The organism is Streptomyces sp. NPDC021096 (genome assembly GCF_040641275.1).
Lineage (GTDB): Bacteria > Actinomycetota > Actinomycetes > Streptomycetales > Streptomycetaceae > Streptomyces.
In genome coordinates this window covers 62,022-83,847 of the sequence record NZ_JBFADG010000022.1, presented here as the reverse complement: position 1 = coordinate 83,847, position 21,826 = coordinate 62,022, and the positions used below count along the sequence as shown (strand labels likewise).

Sequence of the window (21,826 nt, the reverse complement as noted above, 5' to 3'; positions counted from 1 at the left end):
GTAACCCGGTAGACTGTGTCCCATGACCCCGACTCCGGCACCGACTCCCCCGGCGAACCCTCCCGCGCCCTCCGCCGCGCCCCGGCCCGACGCCGTCACCGTGGAGGTCGTCGAGCTCATCGGAACCGTCGTGGCGCGCTACCACGAGGAGTACGAGGAGGCGGCCGGCAAGCACTCCCTCACCGGCGCCCAGGCGCGCGTGCTGGCGCTACTTGCGCATGAGCCGATGCCCATGCGCAAGATCGCCCAGAAGCTGAAGTGCGAGCCGTCCAACGTCACCGGCATCGTCGACCGCCTCGAGGCCCGGGGCCTGGTCGAGCGTCGTCCGGACCCGGACGACCGCCGCGTCAAGCTCGCCGCCCCGACCGCCGAGGGTCTGGCCACCTCCGCCCGGCTGCGGGAGTCGCTGCACTTCGCGCGCGAGCCGCTGGCCGGGCTGTCGGCACGGGAGCGCACGGCCCTGCGCGACCTGCTGCGGCGGATGCTGGGCGAGGAGCCCCCGCCGTCCGCCTAGCCGACGAGCGTCAGCGCGGCGGCGGCGGTGACCGTGCCCAGGCGCGGCATGTCGAGCGTCACCGACGCCCGGTGCTCCTCGGCGGTCAGGGCGCTCATCGCGTCCTCGACGAAGACCAGGTCGTAGCCGTGGTCCGCGGCCGCGCGGGCGGTCGACTCCACTCCGAGGTTGGTGGCGATGCCGGCCAGGACGAGCGTGCGCACGCCCCGCTCGCGCAGCCTGGCGTCGAGCTCCGTGCCGTGGAACGCCCCCACGGTCCGCTTGACGATCTCGATGTCCCCCGGCTCGGCGATCCCGGCGAGCAGCCCGCTGCCGGGCGGCTGCTCCGCGACGCCCTCCCGCTCCACCCGCACGACCACCACCGGCGCCCCCGCCTTGCGGAAGGCGCCGGCCAACTCCGCCGCCGTACCGGCCACTTCGTCACCCGGACGCGGCGCGAGGGGCAACGCCACGACGCGTTCCATGAGATCGACGAGGACGAGTGCGGTGCGCTGGGGGTCGATTTCCGTCATGGCCAGACCGTACCGGCCACGACCACGGCATGGGCGGCCTCCGGACCAGCTCACGGCTGACGGGAGGTAAAGCTTGCGCGAAAGGGCGGCTACGGCCGGGACCGGAGCGACGGGCGCGCCAACTCGCCGGGGTTTGGCCATCGGTTGCCCGAACGTACCCCGGGTGCGCGACGATGACCCCCATGAAACCGGCCCCAGACCCCGGCCCCGGAGCCTCCCACACCTTCGGGCCCATGGACTTCCAGCTCGTCCTGCTGCGCCGGATGGCCGACCACCAGCCCGGCCTGGTCGAGGACGCGCTGCGCGAACTGGGCGTGGGCCGCGCCGAGATGCGCGAGGCGAACCGCCGCTGGCAGGCCATGCTGCGCTCCCCCCGCCGCGGCGGCGCCGGCCCCCGCTACCGCTCCGTGCTCGGCCCGCCCGAGAGCATCAGCGAGCGTCGCGTCGGGGACCTGGTCTTCGAGGCGACGACATGGCCGGTGCCGCTCTGGCCCGATCTGCGCTTCGAGGTGCTGAGCGCGCCCGGCGGGGCGGTGTGGAACGAGTGGCTGATCCGCGCCCCCGGCGCCCGCGGCCCGTCGCCGCGTACGGTCGAGGACCTGCTGCCCTGGTCGTGCACGGTGGACGAGGTGGCCCGGGCCTTCGCCCCCGCCCGCCCGATGGAGGGTACGGCGCCCACCCGCTGGCGGCCGGCCTTCACGGCCCCGGACGCGTCCGGGCAGCGCGGACCGTACATGGCGGAATTCACCTGGGGACTCTTCCAGCGACTGGTGCCCTGAGGGGCACGACGGGCGCCGGGGCCTGGTGCGTCGGTCTCCAGGGGGAGACGGAACTGGCCGATCGGCCGAAGCGGAGGAAACGTTCCGGTTCCTAGGTTGGTCCGCATGTCCCGTCGCGCACTCCTCCCGCTGACCGCCCTGCTGCTGGCCCTGCCGGTGTTCCTGCTGGCCGCCTGTGCGCCGGGCGGCGGCACCGGCAAGGTCATCGGCGGCCCGGCCCGGGCCGAGGAGCCGTCCCGGGTCTCCATCCCCTCCATCGGCGTCACCAGCCCGCTGATCCGGCTGGGCCGCAACGGGGACGACACCGTGCAGGTCCCGCCGCCCGAGAAGGGCATGACCGCCGGCTGGTACACGGGCAGCGCCAAGCCGGGCACCCCGGGCGCCGCCGTGATCATCGGCCACGACGGGCCCCGTGACGGCAAGGCCGTCTTCCGCGACCTGCACAAGGTCGGCAAGGGCACGGTGATCAACGTGGAGCGGGGCGACGGCAAGGTGCTGCGCTTCTCGGTGACGGACACGGAGACGGTCGACCGGAGCGCCTTCCCCACCCGGAAGGTCTACGGGCACACCGAGGAGAAGACGCTGCGGCTCGTCACGTGCGCGGATGAGGCGGCCCCGCAGGGCCGTCCGGTGGAGAACCTCATCGTGTACGCGGAGCTGGTGGCGTAGGAACGCCCGCGCGGCGGCGGCCCCGGGAGGGGAGGGGCCGCCGCCGCGCGGGCGATCCGTCGTCCGACGGGGCCGGCCGGGCTCAGGCGAGCTCGGCGGCCAGGGTGATCGTCGTCCCGGTGAGCGCCTGGCTGACCGGGCAGTTCTTCTTGGCGTCCTCGGCCGCGGCGGCGAAGCCCTCCTCGTCCAGGCCGGGCACCTCGCCCCGGACGCTCAGGTGGATGCCGGTGATGCCCTCGCCGGGCTGGAAGGTCACCTCGGCCTTGGTCTCCAGGCGGGTGGGCGGCGTACCGGCGCCGGTCAGACCGTGCGAGAGGGCCATGGAGAAGCAGCTGGAGTGCGCGGCCGCGATCAGCTCCTCGGGGCTGGTCTTGCCGTTGGCCTGCTCGGCGCGGGAGGGCCAGGAGACGGGGTACTCGCCGATGCCGGACGACTCGAAGCTGACGACGCCCCTGCCCTTGAGCAGTTCGCCTTCCCAGGCGGTGGTCGCGATGCGGGTGGTGGCCACGGGTTCCTCCATGTGAAGAACGGGTCATATAAAGATCGGGGACAACGCCCCGATCATCATGCCCCCGCCGCGCCGGCCCCGGTTCCGACACGCCCGTTCCAGGCGACCAGCGCCGGGCGCCCGTGCTCGGTGCCGAGCCGGCTGACGGTGCCGGTGTCCAGCCGGAACAGCGCCCCGGCCGAAGGCGGCAGCCCGAGCCTACGAGCCGTGAGCACCCGCAGGAAGTGGGCGTGCGCGACCAGGACGACATCGCCCCCGGACGGGTCCTCTAGCCGGGTCCCGATCCTCGCCAGGACGCGGTCGGCGCGCGAGCCGACCTGCCCGGGCGACTCACCGGGGTGCCCGTCCGGGCCCGGCACGACGCCGTCGTCGAACAGGAACCAGCCGGGCCGGTTCCGCTGGATCTCGGCGGTGGTGATGCCCTCGTAGCCGCCGTAGTCCCACTCGCGCAGGTCGGGCTCGGTCCGTACGTCCTTCAGCCCGGCGAGCTCGGCCGTGCGCGCGGCCCGCGCCATGGGGCTCGCGAGCACCAGCCCGATGTCCCGCCCCTCCAGCCACGGCCGCAGCCGCTGCGCCTCGTGCTCACCGCGCTCGGTCAGCGGCTTGTCGGTCCAGCTGGTGTGCCGCCCGTCCCGGCTCCACGCCGTCTCCCCGTGCCGGATCAGCAGCAGCTCACTCATCGCCGTCGCGCGCCTGACCCTGCTCCTTGGCCACGGAGGCCCGCACCTCGTCCATGTCCAGCGCCCGCGCCTGCCGGATCACGTCCTCCAGCGCCGCCTCCGGCAACGCCCCGGGCTGCGCGAACACCGCGATGTTCTCCCGCACGACCATCAGCGTCGGGATCGACCGGATCTCGAACGCGGCGGCCAGCTCCGGCTGCGCCTCGGTGTCCACCTTGGCGAACACCAGATCGTCATGCTTCCCGGCCGCCCGCTCGAACACCGGCGCGAACTGCCGGCACGGCCCGCACCACTCGGCCCAGAAGTCGATGAGGACGAACCCACCCCCGGACACGACCTCGTCGAAGTTCTCCTTGGTCAGCTCCACGGTGCTGCTACTCACGCCCGCCCACCCGCTTCCGGTTGTCTCGTCCGTCGGTCCAGTGTGGCCCAAGGACGGCAACGGGCCGCCGCGGCGGCGTATTCCGTGCGCCGAGCCGCACGGCCCCCTGGGGCCCCGACAACCCCCGAACAGCACGATGCCCCGCCCGGACATCCGGGCGGGGCATCGAAGACGCAGGTCGCATCGTTTCTGCACCTGAGCCGCGCGTGTGGGGCGGGTGGGACTCGAACCCACGGCCGACGGATTATGAGTCCGCTGCTCTAACCGGCTGAGCTACCGCCCCGTTCACGGCGCGTCGCGCACATCTGTGCGCGCCGTCTGCCGCAGCATAGCCGCTCATACGATCTGTTGCCCCGGAGGGGCCGTATCGTGTGATCGGTCTGACCATGAGGACTTCGATCACGGCCGTTCGGTTCCCTCCGGAATGAAAAAAGGACCCCGAAGGGCCCTCTCTCACTGCTCCCCCGACTGGACTCGAACCAGTAACCTGCCGATTAACAGTCGGCTGCTCTGCCAATTGAGCTACAGGGGACCGCGCTCCCCCGACTGGACTCGAACCAGTAACCTGCCGATTAACAGTCGGCTGCTCTGCCAATTGAGCTACAGGGGAATGTCGCGTATGCCTCGAATGCACCTCCGGCCGGTCTCCCGGGCGGCGGGCGCTCGCTGCGAGACATAGATTAGCGCAAGCAGGGGGGTGCTCCGCCAATCGGTATCCCCCGGGGCCCCGGGAGTGACCTTCGGCCCTGCCGGGTAGGCGGCAGCACAGCGGATCCAACGGAAGGATGGGGCGCGATGCGCTACCGGCTGACGTTCATCACCGGCGCGGCTGTCGGGTACGTGCTCGGCGCACGCGCCGGGCGCGAGCGGTACGAGGAGCTGCGCAAGGGAGCGCAGCGGGTCGCACAGAATCCGGCGGTGCGCAACACGGCCGAGACGGCTGCGGTGAACGGCCGGGCGATGGCCACCCGGGCGATCGGCAAGGTCGGCGAGCGGCTGCCCGGCTCGGTGACCAGCCGGATCCGGTCCCTGCGCGAGCAGCGCACGGCCGACGAGGACGACTGGGGCACCAGCAACACCTGACCGGCGGGCGGCCGACGCCCTACCGATGCGGGTCCGGCGCCGATGGTTTGGCATCATCTCGGCATGGGCATAGTCGCCGGGTTGGACAGTTCCTCAGAGAGCACGCGGATCGTCGTGTGCGATACGGACACGGGTGCCGTGCTCCGGCAGGGTTACGCACCCCATCCGCAGTCGTCGCCGGAAGGCGATCCACAGGCGTGGCTGATCTCGCTGGGCGAGGCGGCGACCGGCGGGCTGCTGGAAGGCGTGCAGGCCATCGGCGTCTCCGCCCAGCAGCACGGCCTGCTCACGCTGGACGCGGGCGGCGTGCTCGTACGGCCCGCCCTGCTCGGCAACGACAAGCGGATGCAGGCCGTGGCGGCCGATCTGACCGACGCGCTGGGCGGCCGGGCCGCCTGGGCCGAGGCGGTCGGGGCGGTGCCGCAGGCGGCACAGCCGCTGGCGAAGCTGCGCTGGCTGGCCCGCAACGAGCCGGAGTCGGCCGCGCGGGTGGCCGCGGTGCTGCAGCCGCACGACTGGCTGGTGTGGCAGCTGCTGGGCCGCCCGGCGCGGTGCACGACGGACCGCGGCGACGCCTCCGGCACGGGCTTCTGGTCGGCGGCCACGGGCGGCTGGCGGCCGGATCTGGTGGAGCTGGCGCTGGGCCGGCAGGCCGCGCTGCCCGAGGTCCTCGGGCCCGCCGAGCCGGCCGGTCACACCCCCGAGGGGCTGCTGATCTCCGTCGGCACGGGCGAGACCATGGCGGCGGCCTTCGGGCTGGGCGTGGGGATCGGCGACGCGGTGATCTCCATGGGCGCCTCCGGCTCGGTCTTCGCCGTGCACCATTCGGCCCTCGCGGACAGCACGGGCACCATCACCTCCTTCGCCGACGCGACCGGCATGCATCTGCCCGTCGTGCACACGCTCAACGCGGTGCGCGTCCTGCGGGGCACCGCCGAGCTGCTCGGCACGGACCTGCCGGGCCTGTCCGAGCTCGCCCTGCAGTCCTCCCCCGGCTCCTACGGGCTGGTGCTGCTGCCCTACCTCGAGGGCGAGCGGACCCCGCACCTGCCCCACACGGCGGGCACCCTGGCCGGTCTGCGGCGCGAGAGCATGAAGCCGGAGCATCTGGCCCGGGCGGCCTTCGAGGGCATGCTGTGCGGGCTCACGGACGCCCTCGACGTGCTGCGCGGGCGCGGCGTCGAGGTGCGCCGGGTCTTCCTGCTGGGCGCGGCGGCGGAGCTGCCGGCCGTGCAGGCGATCGCGCCGTCGCTGTTCGGCGCGCAGGTGGTCGTGCCGCAGCCGGCGGACTACGCGGCGCTGGGCGCGGCCCGGCAGGCAGCCTGGTCGCTGGGCGTGCAGCAGGGCGTGCTCTCCCCGCAGCAGCCCCCGCTGTGGCCCGCGGCCGCCAGCCAGGTCTTCGACCCCTCCGGCGATGACCTGGGCGTCGGGCAGGCGGTGCGCCAGCAGTACGTGACCGTGCGCGAACAGACCCATCCGGGTGCGTTCAACGCGTCCTGAGCGCCTTCAGTCGAGGTAGCCGCGCAGCTGGTCGGCGAAGGCGTGGTCGCGCAGCTTGTTGAGGGTCTTGGACTCGATCTGGCGGATGCGTTCGCGCGTGACGCCGAATATCCGGCCGATCTCCTCCAGGGTGCGCGGCCGGCCGTCGACCAGCCCGTACCTGAGCTGGACGACCTTGCGCTCGCGCTCGCCCAGCGTGGAGAGCACGGCCTCCAGGTGCTCGCGCAGGAGCAGGAAGGCGGCGGACTCCACGGGTGAGGTGGCGTCGCCGTCCTCGATGAGGTCGCCGAGCGCGACGTCGTCCTCCTCGCCGACGGGCGCGTGCAGCGAGACCGGTTCCTGGGCCAGGCGCAGCACTTCGCTGACGCGCTCCTGGGTCAGCTCGAGGTGGGCGGCGACCTCCTCGGCGGTGGGTTCATAGCCGCGCTCCTGCAGCATGCGGCGTTGCACCCGCACCACACGGTTGATCAACTCCACGACGTGGACGGGGACTCGGATCGTACGGGCCTGGTCGGCGAGCGCCCGCGACATGGCCTGGCGGATCCACCAGGTGGCGTAGGTCGAGAACTTGTAGCCCCGGGCGTAGTCGAATTTCTCAACTGCCCTGATCAGGCCGAGGTTTCCCTCCTGTACGAGGTCGAGCATGGTCAGTCCGCGGCCGATGTAGCGCTTGGCGACGGAGACGACGAGGCGCAGGTTGGCCTCGATGAGGCGGCGCTTGGCCATCCGGCCGAGCACCACCAGGCGGTCGAGGTCGAGGGCGAGCTGGGTGTCGAGGTCGGGGGTGCTGCTCAGCTTCTCCTCGGCGAAGAGTCCGGCCTCGACGCGGCGTGCCAGCTCCACCTCCTCGGCCGCCGACAGCAGCGGGATGCGGCCGATCTCCCTCAGGTACTGGCGGAAGAGGTCGGAGGAGGGGCCGCTGGTGTCGGCCTTCACGGCCGGTTCCGGGGCCGTCTCGTCGGCGAGGGCCAGGGTCTCGGACGCGGGCGGCTCGGCCTGCTGCGGCACGGTCGGTGCCGGGTCGGCCAGGGCCTGAGGCAGGGTCGGGGTCCGGGTCTGCACGGGGGCGACCTCCAGGGTGATCGCTGCTGAGGCGGCAGAGCATGCGGCAGAGCTTTCGTGGCGCGGCGACGGCCGGGCCGCCACCCGTGCCGGGGAGCTGGAGCGGCTTCGCGGGGGAATCCGGGTCCGGCAGGCCGGGCCTGCCGCGCTCCGAGGACTCAGGCACCGCCCACCAGTGTGGGGTACGACGCGGGCCCGCCACGAGGGGCGTGCGCTCACTTTCTGAGCCCGGACCGTGACCGGCTGCTTACACCGTCGATGCGCGAAGGTGCTTACAGGGCGTCGGCGCCGCGGTCCTTGAGGGACTTGCCGTACTGCTGCAGGACCCACAGCTCGTTCTGCACGGCGGCCAGGTGGTCGGGGGCGGCCTGGGCGCCCAGGCGGATGAGGCCGGCCTGGACCTCCTCGATGCGGCGCTCGACGGCCCGCAGCCGTACGTGCACCAGCTGGGTGCCGGCGTAGACCTCGTCGACCGTGCGGGCGTGGATGGCCTCGACGGCGAGCTCGGTGACCAGGGCGCGGACGGTGTCGTCGGGGGCGGCCTCGCGGACCTTGGCCAGATAGCCGTCGTCGGCGTGGGTGACGCCGCCGGCCTCCTCGACGGCGCGGCGCACCAGCACGTAGGGCGGGGCGGTGAACTCGTCCTCGCCGTAGGCGTCGAAGGCGGGGGCGACCAGCTCGGGGCGCTGCAGGGCGAGCTTGAGCAGCTCGCGCTCGGTGCGGTGGGCGGGGCTGCGGAGGTTGAGCGCGGGGCCGCCGCGGGGGGCGGCCTGTGCGGGCGCCTGAGCGGCCGGGGCCGCTCCCGGCTGCCGGCCCCGGTGCCGGTCGCGTCCCTGGTCCTGGCCGGGGCGCTGGCCGCGGTCGCGGGCCCAGCGGGCGAGCTGGGCGACGCGGCGGACGACGAACTGGGTGTCGAGGATGCCGAGCATGCCGGCGAGCTGGACGGCGTACTCGTGCTGGATGGCGCCGTTCTTGATGCCCGCCACGATGGGCGCGGCGGCCTCCAGGGCGGCGGCGCGGCCCTCGGCCGTCTCCAGGTTGTGCCGGGCGACGACCTGGCGGATGGCGAAGGCGAAGAGCGGGGTGCGGGTCTCGACGAGGTTGCGGACGGCGTCGTCGCCCTCGGCCAGGCGCAGCTCGCAGGGGTCCATGCCGCCGGGGGTGATGGCGATGGAGGTCTCGGCGGCGAACTTCTGGTCGTCCTCGAAGGCGCGCAGGGCGGCCTTCTGGCCGGCGGCGTCGCCGTCGAAGGTGAAGACGACCTCGGAGGCGGCGTTGTCCATCAGCAGCCGGCGCAGGATCTTGATGTGGTCGCCGGCGAAGGCGGTGCCGCAGGTGGCGATGGCGGTGGTGACGCCGGCGAGGTGGCAGGCCATGACGTCGGTGTAGCCCTCGACGACGACGGCGCGGTTGGTCTTGGCGATGTCCTTCTTGGCGAGGTCGATGCCGTAGAGGACGTGCGACTTCTTGTAGATCTGCGTTTCGGGGGTGTTGAGGTACTTGGGGCCGTTGTCGTCGTCGCGGAGCTTGCGGGCGCCGAAGCCGATGACCTCGCCGGTGATGTCGCGGATGGGCCACATCAGGCGGCCGCGGAAGCGGTCGATGGGCTTGCCGCTGCGGCTGTCCTGGGCGAGGCCGGACAGGAGCAGCTCCTTGTCGCTGAAGCCCTTGCCGCGCAGGAAGCGGGTGAGGTGGTCCCAGCCGGCCGGGCTGTAGCCGACGCCGAAGTGCTCGGCGGCGGCCTGGTCGAAGCCGCGGCCCGCCAGGAACTTCCGGCCGATCTCGGCCTCGGGGCTCGAGAGCTGGTCGGCGTAGAACTTCGCGGCGATCTTGTGGGCCTCGACGAGGCGGATGCGCTCGCCCTGCTGGCGGCCGGGGGTGTAGCCGCCCTCCTCGTACCGCAGGGTGATGCCGGCCTGGGAGGCGAGGCGCTCGATGGTCTCGGCGAAGGAGAGGTGGTCGATCTTCATGATGAAGTCGACGGTGTCCCCGCCCTCCTGGCAGCCGAAGCAGAAGAAGAGTCCCTTGGCGGGGCTGACCTGGAAGGACGGGGACTTCTCGTCGTGGAAGGGGCACAGTCCCTTGAGGTTGCCGCCGCCCGCGTTGCGCAGCTGGAGGTACTCGGACACGACGGCGTCGATCGGGACCGCGTCCCGGACCGCCTTCACGTCGTCATCGTTGATCCTGCCTGCCACGCGTGAATTCTACGGTGGCCCGCCGGCACTCCCGTCCGCGCCGGCGCCGGCGGCACCCCCTGAGAGCTTGATCGCGAAGACGAAGTGCGGGCCCACGCCCTCGACCGTGAACTCCTCTCCCCGCACGTGGAAGCCGTGGTGTTCGTAGAAGCCGCGGGCCGGGGTGCGGCCGTTGCACCACACCAGGGCGGCGCCGCGGGCCGCCGCCCCGGCGAGGCCGGCCCGCAGGACGGCAGCGCCGTGGCCCAGGCCCCGGACGGCCGGGTCGCTGGCCATGCCGCGCAGGCGGTACGCCTCCTCCCCCGTGCCGGGCAGCGGCTCGGGGAGGAACGTCGCACAGCCTTGGACCTTCCCCCGCTCGTCGTAGGAGGCGACGTGGAAGGTCCCCGGGGCGTCGTCCCCGGGGAAGGCGGCGCTGTCGGCGGGCAGGCCGGGCCGCAGCACCGCGTGGCGCAGGGCGAAGACCTCCGCGACCGGGACCGTCGCGGTACGGGGCAAGGTGGCGGCCACGGCTCAGCCGGCCAGTGCGTCGAGGTCGAGGGGGACGCCCGGGTCGGCCAGGGCGTCCGCGTCGAGGCGGGCGCCGGAGCGGATGAGGCGCTGGATGGACTCGGTGACGTCCCACACATTGACGTTCATGCCGGCGAGCAGCCGGCCCTCCCGGAGCCAGAAGGCGATGAACTCGCGCTTTCCGACGTCGCCGCGGCAGACGACCTGGTCGTACGAGCCGGGGGGCGCGTAGCCGGAGTACTCCATGCCCACGTCGTACTGGTCGGAGAAGAAGTACGGCACCCGGTCGTAGGAGACCTCCTGGCCCAGCATGGCGCGGGCGGCGGCGGGTCCTTCGTTGAGGGCGTTGGCCCAGTGCTCGACGCGCAGCCGGGTGCCCAGCCAGGGGTGCTCGGCGGCGGCGACGTCGCCCGCGGCGTAGATGTCGGGGTCGGAGGTGCGCAGGGAGGCGTCGACGGCGACGCCGCCGCCGTCGGCGCGGTCGACGAGGGCGAGGCCGGCGGCCTCGGCGAGGGCGGTGCGGGGGGCGGCGCCGATGGCGGCGAGGACGTCGTGGGCGGGGTGTTCCTCGCCGTCGTCGGTGCGGGCGGCCAGGACCATGCCGTCGTGCCCGGCGATGTCGGTGAGGCGGGCCCCGAAGTGGAAGCGGACGCCGTGCTCGGCGTGGAGGTCGGTGAAGAGCTGGCCGAGCTCGGGGCCGAGGACGGTGTGCAGCGGGGTCGGCTCGGGCTCGACGACGGTCACCTCGGCGCCGTAGCCGCGGGCGGCGGCGGCGACCTCCAGGCCGATCCAGCCGGCCCCGGCGATGACGAGGTGGCCGTTGTCGCGGCCGAGGGAGGACAGCACGCCGCGCAGCCGCTCGGCGTGGGCCAGGCGGCGCAGGTGGTGGACGCCGGCCAGGCCGGTGCCGGGGATGTCGAGGCGGCGGGGTTCGGCGCCGGTGGCCAGCAGCAGCTTGTCGTAGTGGACGAGGGTGCCGTCGCCCAGGCGCACCGACTTCGCCCCGCGGTCGAGGTGGACGGCGGGCTGGCCGAGGTGGAGCTCGATGTCGGCCTTGGCGTACCAGTCGGGTTTGTGGACGAAGACGCTGTCGCGGGCGTCGCGGCCCGTGAGGTACCCCTTGGACAGCGGCGGCCGCTCGTAGGGGTGTTCGCGTTCGTCGCAGATGAGGATCACCCGGCCGGTGAATCCTTCGCTGCGGAGGGTCTCGGCCGCCTTGGCTCCGGCCAGGCCCCCTCCGACGATGACGAACGTCTGGTGTGCGTCCACCACTTGCTGCCTCCTCGCTACCGCGCAGTCCGTGTCTGCTGACGCGTCTGCGGTTGTCGCCCCCGGTCGGATTGCGCCACTGCCGAGCGTCCCGCACCCGGCGTGCCGTCGGTAGAGGGAGTACCCCGCTCCGGCCGCCGCCCGCAAGGGCCGGCCGGCTCAACCCCGGGGGCCGCCCGGCGGTCCCGGCCTCCGCGCCGCGCCGGTCCCCCTCAGCCGGGCGTGCAGGGAGCGGGCGGAGCTGTCGGTGAGGGCGGCGATCTGGTCGACGATCGCGCGCAGCCGTCCGGCGTCGTCGGCGGCCTCGGTGAACAGGGAGCGGAACTGTGGGTCGAGGCCGTCGGGGGCGCGGGCGATAAGCGCCTCGGCGAGCTCGGCGATGACGACGCGCTGCTCGGAGCGGAGCTTCTCCTGGTCCGCGCGCTGCATCACGTACCGGTCGGCGACGGCCTTGAGCACCGCGCACTCCAGCCGCGTCCCGCGGGGGACGACGAGCTCGGCGCGGTAGCGCGTGAGACGGGAGGGGCCGTAGGCCGCCCGGGTGGCCGTTTCGGCGGCGAGGCAGAAGCGGCCGATGAGCTGGCTGGTGGCGTCCTTGAGGCGGGCCTGGGTGACGGCGGAGCCGTCGTAGCCGTGCGGCCACCACTCCTGGGCGAGGAGGCGGTCCAGGGCCTCGGCGAGCTCCTCGGGCGCGGCGCCGGGGGCGTAGCGGCCGGCGGCGACGGCGAAGACCTCGCGGCGCTCGGGCTCGGCGAGCAGGGCGCCCGGGTCGAGGTGGCCGGCGTGGAGGCCGTCCTCCACGTCGTGCACGGAGTAGGCGACGTCGTCCGCCCAGTCCATCACCTGGGCCTCGAAGCTCTGGCGGTGCCCGGGGGCGCCCTTGCGGAGCCAGGTGTAGACGGGGACGTCGTCGGCGTAGACGCCGAACTTGCCCGATGCCGGGTCGGTGGGGTGGCCGCCGCGCGGCCACGGGTACTTGGTGGCGGCGTCGAGCGTGGCGCGGGTGAGGTTGAGGCCGACGCTGACGAGCTCGCCGGTGGCGGGGTCGGGCACGAAGCGCTTGGGTTCGAGGCGGGTGAGCAGGCGCAGCGACTGGGCGTTGCCCTCGAAGCCGCCGCAGGGCCCGGCCACTTCGTTGAGCGCCTGCTCGCCGTTGTGCCCGAAGGGCGGGTGGCCCAGGTCGTGCGCCAGGCAGGCGACCTCGACGAGGTCGGGGTCGCAGCCGAGGGCGGCGCCCAGCTCGCGGCCCACCTGGGCGCACTCCAGGGAGTGGGTCAGGCGGGTGCGGGGGCTGGCGTCCCAGGCCTGGGCGCTGACGCCCGGGGTGACGACCTGGGTCTTCCCGGCGAGGCGGCGCAGCGCCGCGGAGTGCAGTACGCGCGCCCGGTCGCGCTGGAAGGCCGTGCGGCCGGGGCGCTTGTCGGGCTCGGGCGCCCAGCGCTCGAGGTCGGACGGCTCGTATCCGGCGATGCCGGGCTTCTCTGTCGCGGTCCCTGCTGTGCTGCCGTTCATACCCTCGACGGTAGCCCCAGGGTGTGACAGCAGCGATGCGCGTTCGGTTCGGGAACCTCCTGGCGACCCGCCGCGTTGGTCTCGCGAACGGGGAGGTTTCATGGATTCGGCGGGTCCGGTGCGACAGGCGCGGCCGCGGTGGCGGTCGCCGTTGCGGTTGCCGGCCACCAGGGGCGGCAGGCGGCGTGCGCTGTGGGTCGTGATGACGGCCTGTGTGCTGGCGCTGCTGCCCGCCACGTGGGTGTACGCGGCGGGCACGCCGCGGGTGCGCGACATGGCGCACGTGCCGTCGGCGCCGGTCGCGATGGTCTTCGGCGCGGGCCTGTGGGAGGGCAAGCCGTCCCCGTATCTGGCGCACCGGCTGGACGCGGCGGCCGAGCTGTACCGCGCGGGCAAGGTCCGTGTGGTCCTGGTGACCGGTGACAACAGCCGCGATGACTACGACGAACCGGACGCGATGCGCGCCTATCTGACGGAGCGCGGGGTGCCCGACGACCGCATCGTCAGCGACTTCGCCGGCTTCGACACGTGGGACTCGTGCGCCCGCGCCCAGCGCATCTTCGGGGTGAAGCGGGCGGTGCTGATCACCCAGGGCTTCCACATACGCCGGGCCCTGGCGCTGTGCGAGGCGGCCGGGATCGACGCGTACGGCGTCGGGGTGGCCGCCAAGCACGACGTCACCTGGTACGCGGGCGGGGCGCGCGAGGTCTTCGCGTCGGGCAAGGCCGCGCTGGACGCCCTGGTGCGGCCCAGCCCCGCGTTCCTCGGGCCGCACGAGCCGGGGGTGGAGCGGGCGCTGGCGGCGGGCTGAGGGACGGGGTCCGGGCCGGGCGTCAGCCGAGCTGGACCACCGCGAGGTATCTGCTCGAGTCGGCCCTCTTGATGTGCACCAGCACCTGGTTGCGGTTGTTGATCGCGTCGACCGACTCGACCTCGCCGCCGGGGTCCGGGCGGAGCAGGGCGTCGAGGCGGTGCATCCGGCCGCGCGGGTCCCACACCACCGGGTCGGTCCGGTAGCCCTCGGCGGCGGGGCGGACGGCTCCGATGACCCAGCCGCGGTCGTTGACGCCGGTGGCGTCGCCGCCGAAGCCGGGGTGCGGCAGCTGCCGGGGGCTCTCGGGCCCGTCCCAGCGCGTCGGGGTGACCGCTCCGTCCGGGCGCTCCTGGCCGCCCACGAGGACCTCACGGTTGTTGACGGCGTTGGCCCAGGTCCAGCCGGTGTGACCGGCCGTGGGCGCGTACTTCGTCACGGTGCCGTCGGGGCGCCAGGCGGCGGCCGTCTTCTCGGTGCGGCCGACGACGAGGCCCTCGTCGTTGAGGGCCACGGCGTTGGAGCCGTCGCCGGGCCGCGTCAGCTGCTGGAACCCCTTGGCGGGCTGCCAGCGGTAGTGGGCCACGACGAGGCGCGGGCGGGGGCTGGGCGGCACGCTGACGTAGTGGTAGGCCGCGAGCACGACGGTGCCGTCCTCGCCCGTCCGGATCGTGCTGCCGCCGGTGACCGCTTGTTCGCCGGGCGGCAGTCCGGCGCGGGTGACCGTCCCGTCGGTGTTCCACACCACCAGGCCCTCGCCCGGCTGGGACCCCACGACCCGGCCGTCGTCGGCGATGTCGGAGGGCACGGCGTCCGGGGCCCCTTCGAGCGTCCGGCTTCTGCCCGTCACCGCGTTCCACACCGTGGACGCGCCGTCGGACCGGAAGACGACCTCCCCGCGCTTGTTCAGGGAGTGGGCGCTGTGGTTGCCCTCCAGCGTGCCGATCACCCTCGCCCGCGGCCCGGGCGTCGCCGGCCCGTCGTCCGCGCCCCGCACGGCCGCCGTGCCGTCCGCGTCCGCCGCGACGGCCGTCCCGCCCGGGACCAGCAGAGCCAGCGCCACCGCCGTACCGGCGACGGCACGGCTGAAGCTCCTCGTCATGGCAATCCCCCCTCGTGTGTCGGGAGGAACACCGTCCCGGGGCCGGTGTCGGCACACCCGGGGAACGGCGGTTTTGGCGGGTTCCCGTCATGCGGGGCGGGTCAGGCCCGCTTGGGCTCGCGGCCGTTGATGGCGTCCAGGTAGAGCCTGAAGATCTCGTCGTCGTTGAGCGGGCTGTAGGAGATCTTGTCGCTCTCGTCGCCGTCGGGCCCGCCGCCGTTGAGGCCGCCGAGGACGCCGATGAGGTCGCCCGTCCTCGTCTTCTCGTCGAAGTGGATCAGCCAGGGGCTGCCCGAGGTGCCGGAGAAGAAGCCGTCGCAGCGCATCGTCAGCTGTCGGTGGCCCTCCAGCCGGCTGGTCATGGCCGTGCAGCGGACGGCCTGGTCGGCGGGGTCGCTGTCGGCGCTCGGATAGCCGATGACGGTCACCCGGTTCACCTCGCCCGGGGTGCGGACTAGGCGGTTGGCGCCGGTGACGCGCTCGATCTGGCGGCCCCTGCCGTCGGGTCTGACGGTGGCGAAGGCGAAGTCCAGGTCGGAGCCGTCGCCGTAGTCCTCGCGCCGGGGGTCCACGAAGGTGCGGTCGATCGCCCAGACGCCGTACGGCTGCTTGCGTTCGCCCCGCCGGTAGTCCGGGACGAAGGCCGCGTCGTCGCCGAAGCCGCAGTGGCCGGCGCTGATGAGGAGGTTGCCCTTGGGGCTGTGCACCACGCTGGCGGTGCAGTGGTGGTCCCGCATGTCCTCGCCGACGTAGAAGAGCACGCCGACCGTGGGCACGCCCTCGAAGTGGCGGGCGCTGCCGGTGATGCTCTGGGGCCCGCCCGCGGCGTCGGGCCCGGCGTCGTCCGTGGAGGCGGCCATCCGTGACGGGCCCCAGAAGCGCCGGGCCTCCGCGCTCGACCACGTCCCGTCCCGGCCGTGCCCGCCGGCGCCCCTGGGCACGGCGGCCGCGAGCGTGACCACATACAGCCCCGCGAGCACGGCCCGGGTCCATCGGGACCGGCTCCACCGGGAGAAATGCACGGGCGCCCCCAGCCGTCGGGAAGGTGCGGAAAGGCAGGAGCCAGGCTAACCGCACGGTGCCCGATCGCCGCGCACCGGACTGCTTTCCGCACTGTCGGTCGTACGAACGACCGATAAGCAGCGACAAAACAGCCCCTGTGGCACCCCAGCCACATCAACTACCTCATCCGCCCCACTGGTCATAGGCCAGCTTGCACACCAGCGACACCACGACCACGACCAGCACGCCCCGCACGAAGCCGCTCCCCCGCTTGAGCGCCATGCGGGCGCCCACCGCGCCGCCGGTGAGGTTGAAGACGGCCATCGGGGCCGCGACCTGCCACAGGACGGCGCCCTGCGCCGAGAAGGTCACCAACGCGCCCACATTGGTGCAGACGTTGACGATCTTCGCGGTGCCGGAGGCCGCGACCAGGTCCATGTGGAGGATCCCGGCGAGCGCGAGCACCAGGAACGTACCGGTCCCGGGGCCGATGAGCCCGTCGTAGAAGCCGATGCCCAGCCCCGCCACACCGATCGCCGTCAGCACGCGCCGCCGGGTCACCGGGGCGGCGGGGGCCGTGGTCGCGCCGAAGGTGGGGCGCAGGAGGACGAAGGCGAGGACGGCCAGCAGGACGGCCATGATCAGGGGGCGCAGGACGGCGCTGTTGATGCCCGACGCGAAGAACGCCCCGGCCAGCGAGCCGCCGAGCGCGGCGAGGCCGATGCGCACGGCGGTGCGCAGGTCCAGGGGCGCCTTTCGGGTGTAGGCGACGGCCGCGGCGGTCGTCCCGCAGATGGCGACGGCCTTGTTGGTGCCGAGCACGTAGGCGGGCGCCATGTGCGGCAAGCCCACCATCAGGGCGGGGAGTTGGAGGAGGCCGCCCCCGCCCACCACGGCGTCGATCCACCCGGCGGCGCCCGCGGCCAGGCAGAGCACGATCAGCGTTGTCAGGGATATGTCGGGGTTCACCGGCGGATCGTACGGGACCGCCGCACAAGGCCCCTTCGCGGCAGGGCGCTTGGGGGCGGGTCCGGGGTCAGTCCCGCGGGGCGCTGTGCCATCGCCAGGAGGCCTGGCGCGGGTGCCCGGGCAGCTCCGTGCGGCCGGTCGCCCACAGCAGGGTGGGCCACGGCCCGGCATCGGCGGGGGCGTCGGGGAACAGCCGGGCCAGGACCCGTTCGCACAGCGCGGCGGGCGGCTCCCAGGCGACGCCCAGCCCCTCGGCGGCGTCGTGCGCGTGCACCAGGGCCTCGACGACGCCCATGGCCGCGAAGCCCTCCGGGTCCGCGATCCCGTAGCTGTGGAACGCCCGGGTGTGCGGCGGCTTCGTGCGCACCAGGGCCGCGAGGAGCCCGGTGGCCGCCTCGAGCACCTGGAGCAGCCCCGGCACCCCCGGCCCGCGCTCGGCGTGGATCGTCTCCTGCGGGCCGCCCGGGCGCAGCCGCGTCAGAACGAAGGGGACGTAGCCGTCCAAGGGCGGCGTCGGCGGGGCCAGTTGGGCGGCGTAGCAGAACATGTCGTCGGCGAGGTGCTCGACGGTCTCCCAGCAGTCCCACTCCAGCGAGCCCGCGCGGTTCTGCCAGTTCACCTCCGGCGCGCCGCGCAGGGCGGTGATCACCAGTCGGACGGCCTCCTCGACGTCGTCGGCGGTCACGGGCTGCGGCGAACCATGCGAGGGCGACATGGCGCGACCGTACCAAGGCCCCGCCGACACGCGACAGGACGTTTCTGCGATCGGACGTACGAACCGGGGCTGCCCGTGCGAACCTTCCCGCCTAGGCTGGGCCTCAGAAGCTACTCACTCGTAACCGCCAGGTACGGACCGCAGAGGAGCACACCGGACATGAACGGCTGGACCGCGAGCGACATCCCCGACCAGAGCGGCCGCACCGCCGTGGTGACCGGCGCCAACAGCGGCATCGGCTATGTGACCGCCAGGGAGCTCGCCCGCAAGGGGGCGAGGGTGGTGCTGGCCTGCCGGGACGCGACGCGCGGCAAGGCGGCCGAGGAGCTCATGAGGGCCCAGGCGCCCGGCGCCGAGGTGCGGTTCGCACAGCTGGACCTGGCGGATCTCGATTCCGTGCGGGCCTTCGCCGCCGACCTCACGGAGGACCGGCTGGACCTGCTGGTCAACAACGCCGGGGTGATGGCGCTGCCGCACCGAAGAACGGTGGACGGCTTCGAGATGCAGTTCGGGACCAACCACCTCGGCCACTTCGCGCTGACGGGCCTGCTGCTGCAGCGGCTGCGCGCGGGCGGGCCCGGGGCGCGGGTGGTCACGCTCTCCAGCGGGCTGCACTACCTGGGCACCGTCGATCCGCGCGACCTGAACATGGACCACCGCTACCGCCGCTGGATCGCCTACGGCCGCTCCAAGAGCGCCAACCTGCTCTTCGTCCACGAGCTGGCGCGGCGGCTGACCGCCGAGGGCTCGGCCGTGGTGGCGGCCGCCGCGCACCCGGGGTACGCGGCGACCAACCTGCAGACGGCCGGGGTGCGGATGGAGGAACGGGCCTGGGCGGAGCGGGCCGTGGAGTTCGTCAACCGCACCGTCGCGCAGAGCGCGGAGGACGGCGCCCTGCCCTCGCTCTACGCGGCGACGGCGCCGGGAGTGGAGCAGGACGACTTCTTCGGGCCGCGCGTGCAGTTGTGGCGCGGGTCGCCGGTGCGGTCGCTGCGGGCGGGGTGGACGCGGGACGACCGGGCGAGCGCGGGGCTGTGGGCGGCGTCGGAGCGGCTGACGGGGGTCCGGTACGACTGGCGGGGCGCCGCCTAAGCAGGTCGGGCGAAGTCCGCTGCGGTTCGGCAGCGCCCTGAAGGGGCGCGGGGAACCGCGCGACCAGCCACGATGGCGCCGCGGACGATCGACGGCATATCGCGGCACTTCCAGCGGAGCGCTTAGGCCCGCCCGTGGGCGGGACGGGCCGGCCGGCGTCATCCCCGGTCGAAGCCCGCGTCCTGCAGGAGGCGCCTGGCGCCCTCGTCGTCGATGCGGGCCGCCAGGTCCGCGAGCGGCTGGGTGCCCTCGCGCAGCAGGCCCCGGGCACGGGAGCGGCGGGCGCCGGCGTCGAGGCGGTGCCACAGCAGGGGGTTCGCGGCCAGGACCGCGGGGTCCAGCTCCACGCGGTTGCCGGCGACGTCGCGCAGCACCAGGCGCGGGGCGATGCCGTCGGCGCGGCGCACCTGGGTGAGCAGGTCGGTGCGCACGCGGTGCTCGCGCAGCAGGCCGCGCGCGGCCAGCCAGTTCTCGCCGGCGGTGATCCTCGGGGGCCGCAGCACCGCGACGAGCGCCCCGCCGATGGCGACCCAGGAGCAGCCGCGCGGCCAGTCGAGGCCGCCGCGGGCGAGGTCGGCGAGGACGAGCACGCCCCCGAGGGCCAGCCCGCACCACCAGGCGGCGCGGGCCTCGCGCCGCCAGTTCCGGTCCCAGGCCAGTGCGCCGCCTGCGGGCGGGCGGGCCTTCGGGCCCCGGCCGTACGCCTCGCGCGCCCGCGTACGCGCCCGCAATGTCTGTCGCCGTCCCATGATGCTGACGCTAGAGGCGCACGGCGGGCGGTACGCGGGATGTTGACGCCCTGCTGACGTGGTCTTGGCCAATCCTTGCGGCTCACTGACGCCCGGCCTCACGGGGCGTCAAGAAGGCGTATGGATCGCGCCAAGACCCGCCAAGAGGGCGCCAATGCCGGGCGCCGCCCCGTCGGCGCGGGCGCACGCTGGGCCTCCGAGACAACGGAGGTACGACAAAAGATGTCCATGCTGGCCAATTCGGAGCACGCCGCCGGTACCGAGGAGCCGCCCGATACCGGCGCCGGGCGGCCCGTGGCGGAGGACCGGCACCGGCTGACGGCCACGCAGGGCCTGGCGGCCCTCTCCCTCGACGCGATGGCGTCGGTGGCGTACGGGCCCGAGGCGATCGTCCTGGTGCTGGCGGCGGCCGGGGCGCACGGCCTGGGCTTCACGCTGCCGGTCACGCTGGCGATCGCCGCCCTGCTGGCCGTGCTCGTCGCCTCCTACCGGCAGGTCATCGCGGCGTTCCCGGACGGCGGCGGCTCCTACGCCGTCGCCAAGCGCCACCTGGGCCGGCGGACGAGCCTGTTCACCGCCGCGTCGCTGGTGCTGGACTACGTCCTGAACGTGGCCGTGTCGGTCACCGCCGGGGTCGCCGCGCTGACGTCGGCCTTCCCCTCCCTCTACGGCGACCGGATGTGGCTCTGCCTGGGCGTGCTGGTGCTGGTCACGGGCGTGAACCTGCGCGGCATCGTGGACTCGGCGAAGGCGTTCATCGCGCCGACGGCCGTCTTCGTCGGCTCGATCCTGGTGCTGATCGTCGTGGGCCTCTTCCGTGCCGCGCCCGCGAGCACCGAGGCGGCCGCCGGGCACGCCTCCGTGCTCGGTGACGACGCCACCACCGTCGGCGCCCTCCTGCTGCTGAAGGCGTTCGCGGCCGGCTGCTCGGCGCTGACCGGCGTCGAGGCCGTCGCCAACGCCGTGCCGTCCTTCCGCGCCCCGGCCACCCGCCGCGCCCAGCGCACGGAGGTCGCGCTGGGCGCGCTGCTGGGCGTCATGCTGATCGGCCTGTCGGTCCTCATCGGCCGCTTCCACCTGCAGCCGGTGGAGGGCGTCACCGTCCTCGCCCAGCTCGCGGACGCCTCGCTCGGCCACAACTGGGCGTTCTACGTCGTGCAGTTCGCCACCGTGATCCTGCTCGCGCTCGCCGCCAACACCTCCTTCGGCGGGCTGCCCGTCCTGATGGGCCTGCTCGCCCGTGACAACTACCTTCCGCACGTCTTCGGCCTGAAGGCCGACCGCCAGGTCCACCGCCACGGTGTGCTGGCGCTCGCGGCCGTCTCGGCGGTGCTGCTGGTCCTCTCCGGCGGCGACGTCAACACGCTCGTGCCGCTGTTCGCGATCGGGGTGTTCGTCGGCTTCACCATCTGCCAGGTCGGCATGGTCCGCCACTGGCGGCAGGAACGTTCCGCCGGGTGGCGGGGCAAGGCGCTGCTCAACGGCTTCGGGGCCGTGCTCACCGGCGTCTCGGCCGTCGTCGTCACGGCGACGAAGTTCACCGAGGGCGCCTGGCTGATCGTGGTCGCGCTCCCCCTGCTGGTGCTCGTCCTCGAGGCCGTCCACCGGGCGTACGGGCGGATCGGCGAGCGGCTGGAGCTGGGCCGGGTGCCCGAGGCGCCGCGCCGCTGCCACTCCGTGGTCGTCGTGCCCGTCTCCTCACTGTCCCGGCTGACGAGCAAGGCGCTGACGGCCGCCGTGTCGCTCGGCGACGAGGTGGTGGCCGTCACCGTCACCCATCCCGACGCCGAGGGGCGGCGGGCGGCGGAGTCGCTGCGCCGCGACTGGGAGCTGTGGTGCCCCGGCGTCGACCTCGTCGAACTGCCCACCGCCTCCCGCTCGCTGGGCGGCCCGATCGTGGCGTACGTCCACGAGCTCGCCGACCGCCACCCCGACAACCGCGTCACGGTGCTCATCCCGGAGGTCGAGCCCGCGCACGTCTGGCAGCGGCTGCTGCAGAACCAGCGCGGCGCGGTCGTCGCCCACGCCGTGCGCCGGGACACCGACGCGGTCATCTGCAGGCTCCGGTTCCGGATCGACACACGGCAGACGGCCTGACGCCGGGCAGGCCGGGGCAGCCGCCGGAACGGCCGACACGCGGCGCTAACCCCTCTGTCGTAATTCCCCTTCATCGTTGATCGTTGATCCGTACGGTCCCGACCGCCGAGGGGA

Annotated in this window: 22 protein-coding genes and 3 tRNA genes; 8 read left to right on the top strand and 17 right to left on the bottom strand. The window is 73.8% G+C overall.

The features are described from left to right. Positions 1 to 22: 22 nt before the first annotated feature. Positions 23 to 514 carry a MarR family transcriptional regulator gene (locus tag AB0G59_RS23615; RefSeq protein ID WP_071966626.1) on the top strand — a complete coding sequence of 164 codons (492 nt, stop codon included), beginning with the start codon at positions 23 to 25 and terminating at the stop codon, positions 512 to 514. Here the strand turns inward: AB0G59_RS23615 and AB0G59_RS23610 are convergent. Continuing rightward, positions 511 to 1,026 carry an isochorismatase family protein gene (locus tag AB0G59_RS23610; protein ID WP_360914885.1) on the bottom strand — a complete coding sequence of 172 codons (516 nt, stop codon included), beginning with the start codon at positions 1,024 to 1,026 and terminating at the stop codon, positions 511 to 513. The genes AB0G59_RS23615 and AB0G59_RS23610 overlap by 4 nt on opposite strands. A gap of 182 nt (positions 1,027 to 1,208) precedes the next feature. Here AB0G59_RS23610 and AB0G59_RS23605 point away from each other — a divergent pair, with 182 nt between their 5' ends. Together AB0G59_RS23605 and AB0G59_RS23600 are read left to right on the top strand one after the other, a co-directional pair. Further along, entirely contained in the window at positions 1,209 to 1,805 is a 597-nt protein-coding gene (locus tag AB0G59_RS23605; protein ID WP_360914882.1) for a hypothetical protein, read from the top strand. Positions 1,806 to 1,910: 105 nt separating this feature from the next. After that, positions 1,911 to 2,474 carry a sortase gene (locus tag AB0G59_RS23600; protein WP_360914879.1) on the top strand — a complete coding sequence of 188 codons (564 nt, stop codon included), beginning with the start codon at positions 1,911 to 1,913 and terminating at the stop codon, positions 2,472 to 2,474. Positions 2,475 to 2,556: 82 nt separating this feature from the next. Here AB0G59_RS23600 and AB0G59_RS23595 read toward each other — a convergent pair whose 3' ends face one another. The 6 genes from AB0G59_RS23595 to AB0G59_RS23570 form a co-directional block, all read right to left on the bottom strand. Beyond that, positions 2,557 to 2,982, bottom strand: a complete 426-nt coding sequence (locus tag AB0G59_RS23595; RefSeq protein ID WP_360914877.1) for an OsmC family protein — start codon at positions 2,980 to 2,982, stop codon at positions 2,557 to 2,559. 56 nt (positions 2,983 to 3,038) lie between these two features. Then, positions 3,039 to 3,662 carry a histidine phosphatase family protein gene (locus AB0G59_RS23590; RefSeq protein ID WP_360914874.1) on the bottom strand — a complete coding sequence of 208 codons (624 nt, stop codon included), beginning with the start codon at positions 3,660 to 3,662 and terminating at the stop codon, positions 3,039 to 3,041. Beyond that, positions 3,655 to 4,044 (bottom strand): thioredoxin, encoded by a 390-nt coding sequence (trxA, locus tag AB0G59_RS23585; protein WP_360914872.1) that lies wholly within the window; start codon positions 4,042 to 4,044, stop codon positions 3,655 to 3,657. The genes AB0G59_RS23590 and trxA overlap by 8 nt, the downstream gene beginning before the upstream one ends. 209 nt (positions 4,045 to 4,253) lie before the next feature. Then, positions 4,254 to 4,327, bottom strand: a tRNA-Ile gene (locus tag AB0G59_RS23580). A gap of 176 nt (positions 4,328 to 4,503) precedes the next feature. Beyond that, a tRNA-Asn gene (locus AB0G59_RS23575) sits at positions 4,504 to 4,576 on the bottom strand. Between the two features lie 5 nt (positions 4,577 to 4,581). Further along, a tRNA-Asn gene (locus tag AB0G59_RS23570) sits at positions 4,582 to 4,654 on the bottom strand. Between the two features lie 185 nt (positions 4,655 to 4,839). Here AB0G59_RS23570 and AB0G59_RS23565 point away from each other — a divergent pair. Both AB0G59_RS23565 and AB0G59_RS23560 read left to right on the top strand, forming a co-directional pair. Continuing rightward, positions 4,840 to 5,127: a YtxH domain-containing protein gene (locus AB0G59_RS23565; protein ID WP_360914869.1), complete on the top strand. Its 288-nt coding sequence runs from the start codon at positions 4,840 to 4,842 to the stop codon at positions 5,125 to 5,127. Positions 5,128 to 5,190: 63 nt separating this feature from the next. Further along, on the top strand, positions 5,191 to 6,627 hold the full coding sequence (locus tag AB0G59_RS23560) for an FGGY family carbohydrate kinase (RefSeq protein WP_360914866.1): 1,437 nt from the start codon (positions 5,191 to 5,193) through the stop codon (positions 6,625 to 6,627). Between the two features lie 6 nt (positions 6,628 to 6,633). Here AB0G59_RS23560 and AB0G59_RS23555 read toward each other — a convergent pair whose 3' ends face one another. The 5 genes from AB0G59_RS23555 to AB0G59_RS23535 form a co-directional block, all read right to left on the bottom strand. Next, a complete protein-coding gene (locus tag AB0G59_RS23555) occupies positions 6,634 to 7,773 on the bottom strand; it encodes an RNA polymerase sigma factor (protein WP_360914863.1) in 1,140 nt (379 codons plus the stop codon). A gap of 188 nt (positions 7,774 to 7,961) precedes the next feature. Then, entirely contained in the window at positions 7,962 to 9,884 is a 1,923-nt protein-coding gene (dnaG, locus tag AB0G59_RS23550) for a DNA primase (RefSeq protein WP_360914860.1), read from the bottom strand. A 9-nt stretch (positions 9,885 to 9,893) separates the two neighbouring features. Beyond that, positions 9,894 to 10,394 (bottom strand): GNAT family N-acetyltransferase, encoded by a 501-nt coding sequence (locus AB0G59_RS23545; protein WP_360914857.1) that lies wholly within the window; start codon positions 10,392 to 10,394, stop codon positions 9,894 to 9,896. Positions 10,395 to 10,397: 3 nt separating this feature from the next. Beyond that, positions 10,398 to 11,666 (bottom strand): FAD-dependent oxidoreductase, encoded by a 1,269-nt coding sequence (locus tag AB0G59_RS23540; RefSeq protein WP_360914854.1) that lies wholly within the window; start codon positions 11,664 to 11,666, stop codon positions 10,398 to 10,400. Between the two features lie 156 nt (positions 11,667 to 11,822). Then, entirely contained in the window at positions 11,823 to 13,175 is a 1,353-nt protein-coding gene (locus tag AB0G59_RS23535; protein WP_360914851.1) for a deoxyguanosinetriphosphate triphosphohydrolase, read from the bottom strand. Between the two features lie 100 nt (positions 13,176 to 13,275). Here AB0G59_RS23535 and AB0G59_RS23530 point away from each other — a divergent pair, with 100 nt between their 5' ends. Then, positions 13,276 to 13,986: an ElyC/SanA/YdcF family protein gene (locus AB0G59_RS23530; RefSeq protein ID WP_360914848.1), complete on the top strand. Its 711-nt coding sequence runs from the start codon at positions 13,276 to 13,278 to the stop codon at positions 13,984 to 13,986. A 22-nt stretch (positions 13,987 to 14,008) separates the two neighbouring features. Here AB0G59_RS23530 and AB0G59_RS23525 read toward each other — a convergent pair whose 3' ends face one another. The 4 genes from AB0G59_RS23525 to AB0G59_RS23510 all read right to left on the bottom strand — a co-directional run bounded on the left by AB0G59_RS23525 (position 14,009) and on the right by AB0G59_RS23510 (position 17,774). Beyond that, positions 14,009 to 15,088 carry a hypothetical protein gene (locus AB0G59_RS23525; protein WP_360914845.1) on the bottom strand — a complete coding sequence of 360 codons (1,080 nt, stop codon included), beginning with the start codon at positions 15,086 to 15,088 and terminating at the stop codon, positions 14,009 to 14,011. Positions 15,089 to 15,189: 101 nt separating this feature from the next. After that, positions 15,190 to 16,068, bottom strand: a complete 879-nt coding sequence (locus AB0G59_RS23520) for a hypothetical protein (RefSeq protein WP_360914842.1) — start codon at positions 16,066 to 16,068, stop codon at positions 15,190 to 15,192. Between the two features lie 205 nt (positions 16,069 to 16,273). After that, complete coding sequence (locus AB0G59_RS23515; RefSeq protein ID WP_360914839.1) at positions 16,274 to 17,059, bottom strand: TSUP family transporter; 786 nt, start codon at positions 17,057 to 17,059, stop codon at positions 16,274 to 16,276. A 67-nt stretch (positions 17,060 to 17,126) separates the two neighbouring features. Further along, the gene (locus AB0G59_RS23510; protein WP_360914836.1) at positions 17,127 to 17,774 is read right to left on the bottom strand and encodes a hypothetical protein; all 648 of its coding nucleotides are present in this window, start codon (positions 17,772 to 17,774) and stop codon (positions 17,127 to 17,129) included. Between the two features lie 159 nt (positions 17,775 to 17,933). On the opposite strand from AB0G59_RS23510, the gene AB0G59_RS23505 reads away from it, so the two are divergent. Then, the gene (locus AB0G59_RS23505; RefSeq protein ID WP_360914833.1) at positions 17,934 to 18,866 is read left to right on the top strand and encodes an oxidoreductase; all 933 of its coding nucleotides are present in this window, start codon (positions 17,934 to 17,936) and stop codon (positions 18,864 to 18,866) included. A gap of 158 nt (positions 18,867 to 19,024) precedes the next feature. Here AB0G59_RS23505 and AB0G59_RS23500 read toward each other — a convergent pair whose 3' ends face one another. Further along, positions 19,025 to 19,615 (bottom strand): hypothetical protein, encoded by a 591-nt coding sequence (locus AB0G59_RS23500; protein WP_360914830.1) that lies wholly within the window; start codon positions 19,613 to 19,615, stop codon positions 19,025 to 19,027. A 222-nt stretch (positions 19,616 to 19,837) separates the two neighbouring features. On the opposite strand from AB0G59_RS23500, the gene AB0G59_RS23495 reads away from it, so the two are divergent. Next, positions 19,838 to 21,712 (top strand): APC family permease, encoded by a 1,875-nt coding sequence (locus AB0G59_RS23495; protein WP_360914934.1) that lies wholly within the window; start codon positions 19,838 to 19,840, stop codon positions 21,710 to 21,712. Positions 21,713 to 21,826: the final 114 nt, after the last annotated feature.

Coding starts and splice junctions, on each gene's coding strand:
- AB0G59_RS23565 (WP_360914869.1), top strand. CDS start 4,840: ATGCGCTACCGGCTGACGTTCATCACCGGCGCGGCTGTCGGGTACGTG.
- AB0G59_RS23500 (WP_360914830.1), bottom strand. CDS start 19,615: ATGGGACGGCGACAGACATTGCGGGCGCGTACGCGGGCGCGCGAGGCG.
- AB0G59_RS23615 (WP_071966626.1), top strand. CDS start 23: ATGACCCCGACTCCGGCACCGACTCCCCCGGCGAACCCTCCCGCGCCC.
- AB0G59_RS23590 (WP_360914874.1), bottom strand. CDS start 3,662: ATGAGTGAGCTGCTGCTGATCCGGCACGGGGAGACGGCGTGGAGCCGG.
- AB0G59_RS23530 (WP_360914848.1), top strand. CDS start 13,276: ATGGATTCGGCGGGTCCGGTGCGACAGGCGCGGCCGCGGTGGCGGTCG.
- AB0G59_RS23535 (WP_360914851.1), bottom strand. CDS start 13,175: ATGAACGGCAGCACAGCAGGGACCGCGACAGAGAAGCCCGGCATCGCC.
- AB0G59_RS23605 (WP_360914882.1), top strand. CDS start 1,209: ATGAAACCGGCCCCAGACCCCGGCCCCGGAGCCTCCCACACCTTCGGG.
- AB0G59_RS23510 (WP_360914836.1), bottom strand. CDS start 17,774: ATGTCGCCCTCGCATGGTTCGCCGCAGCCCGTGACCGCCGACGACGTC.
- AB0G59_RS23495 (WP_360914934.1), top strand. CDS start 19,838: ATGTCCATGCTGGCCAATTCGGAGCACGCCGCCGGTACCGAGGAGCCG.
- AB0G59_RS23560 (WP_360914866.1), top strand. CDS start 5,191: ATGGGCATAGTCGCCGGGTTGGACAGTTCCTCAGAGAGCACGCGGATC.
- AB0G59_RS23525 (WP_360914845.1), bottom strand. CDS start 15,088: ATGACGAGGAGCTTCAGCCGTGCCGTCGCCGGTACGGCGGTGGCGCTG.
- AB0G59_RS23600 (WP_360914879.1), top strand. CDS start 1,911: ATGTCCCGTCGCGCACTCCTCCCGCTGACCGCCCTGCTGCTGGCCCTG.
- AB0G59_RS23505 (WP_360914833.1), top strand. CDS start 17,934: ATGAACGGCTGGACCGCGAGCGACATCCCCGACCAGAGCGGCCGCACC.
- AB0G59_RS23610 (WP_360914885.1), bottom strand. CDS start 1,026: ATGACGGAAATCGACCCCCAGCGCACCGCACTCGTCCTCGTCGATCTC.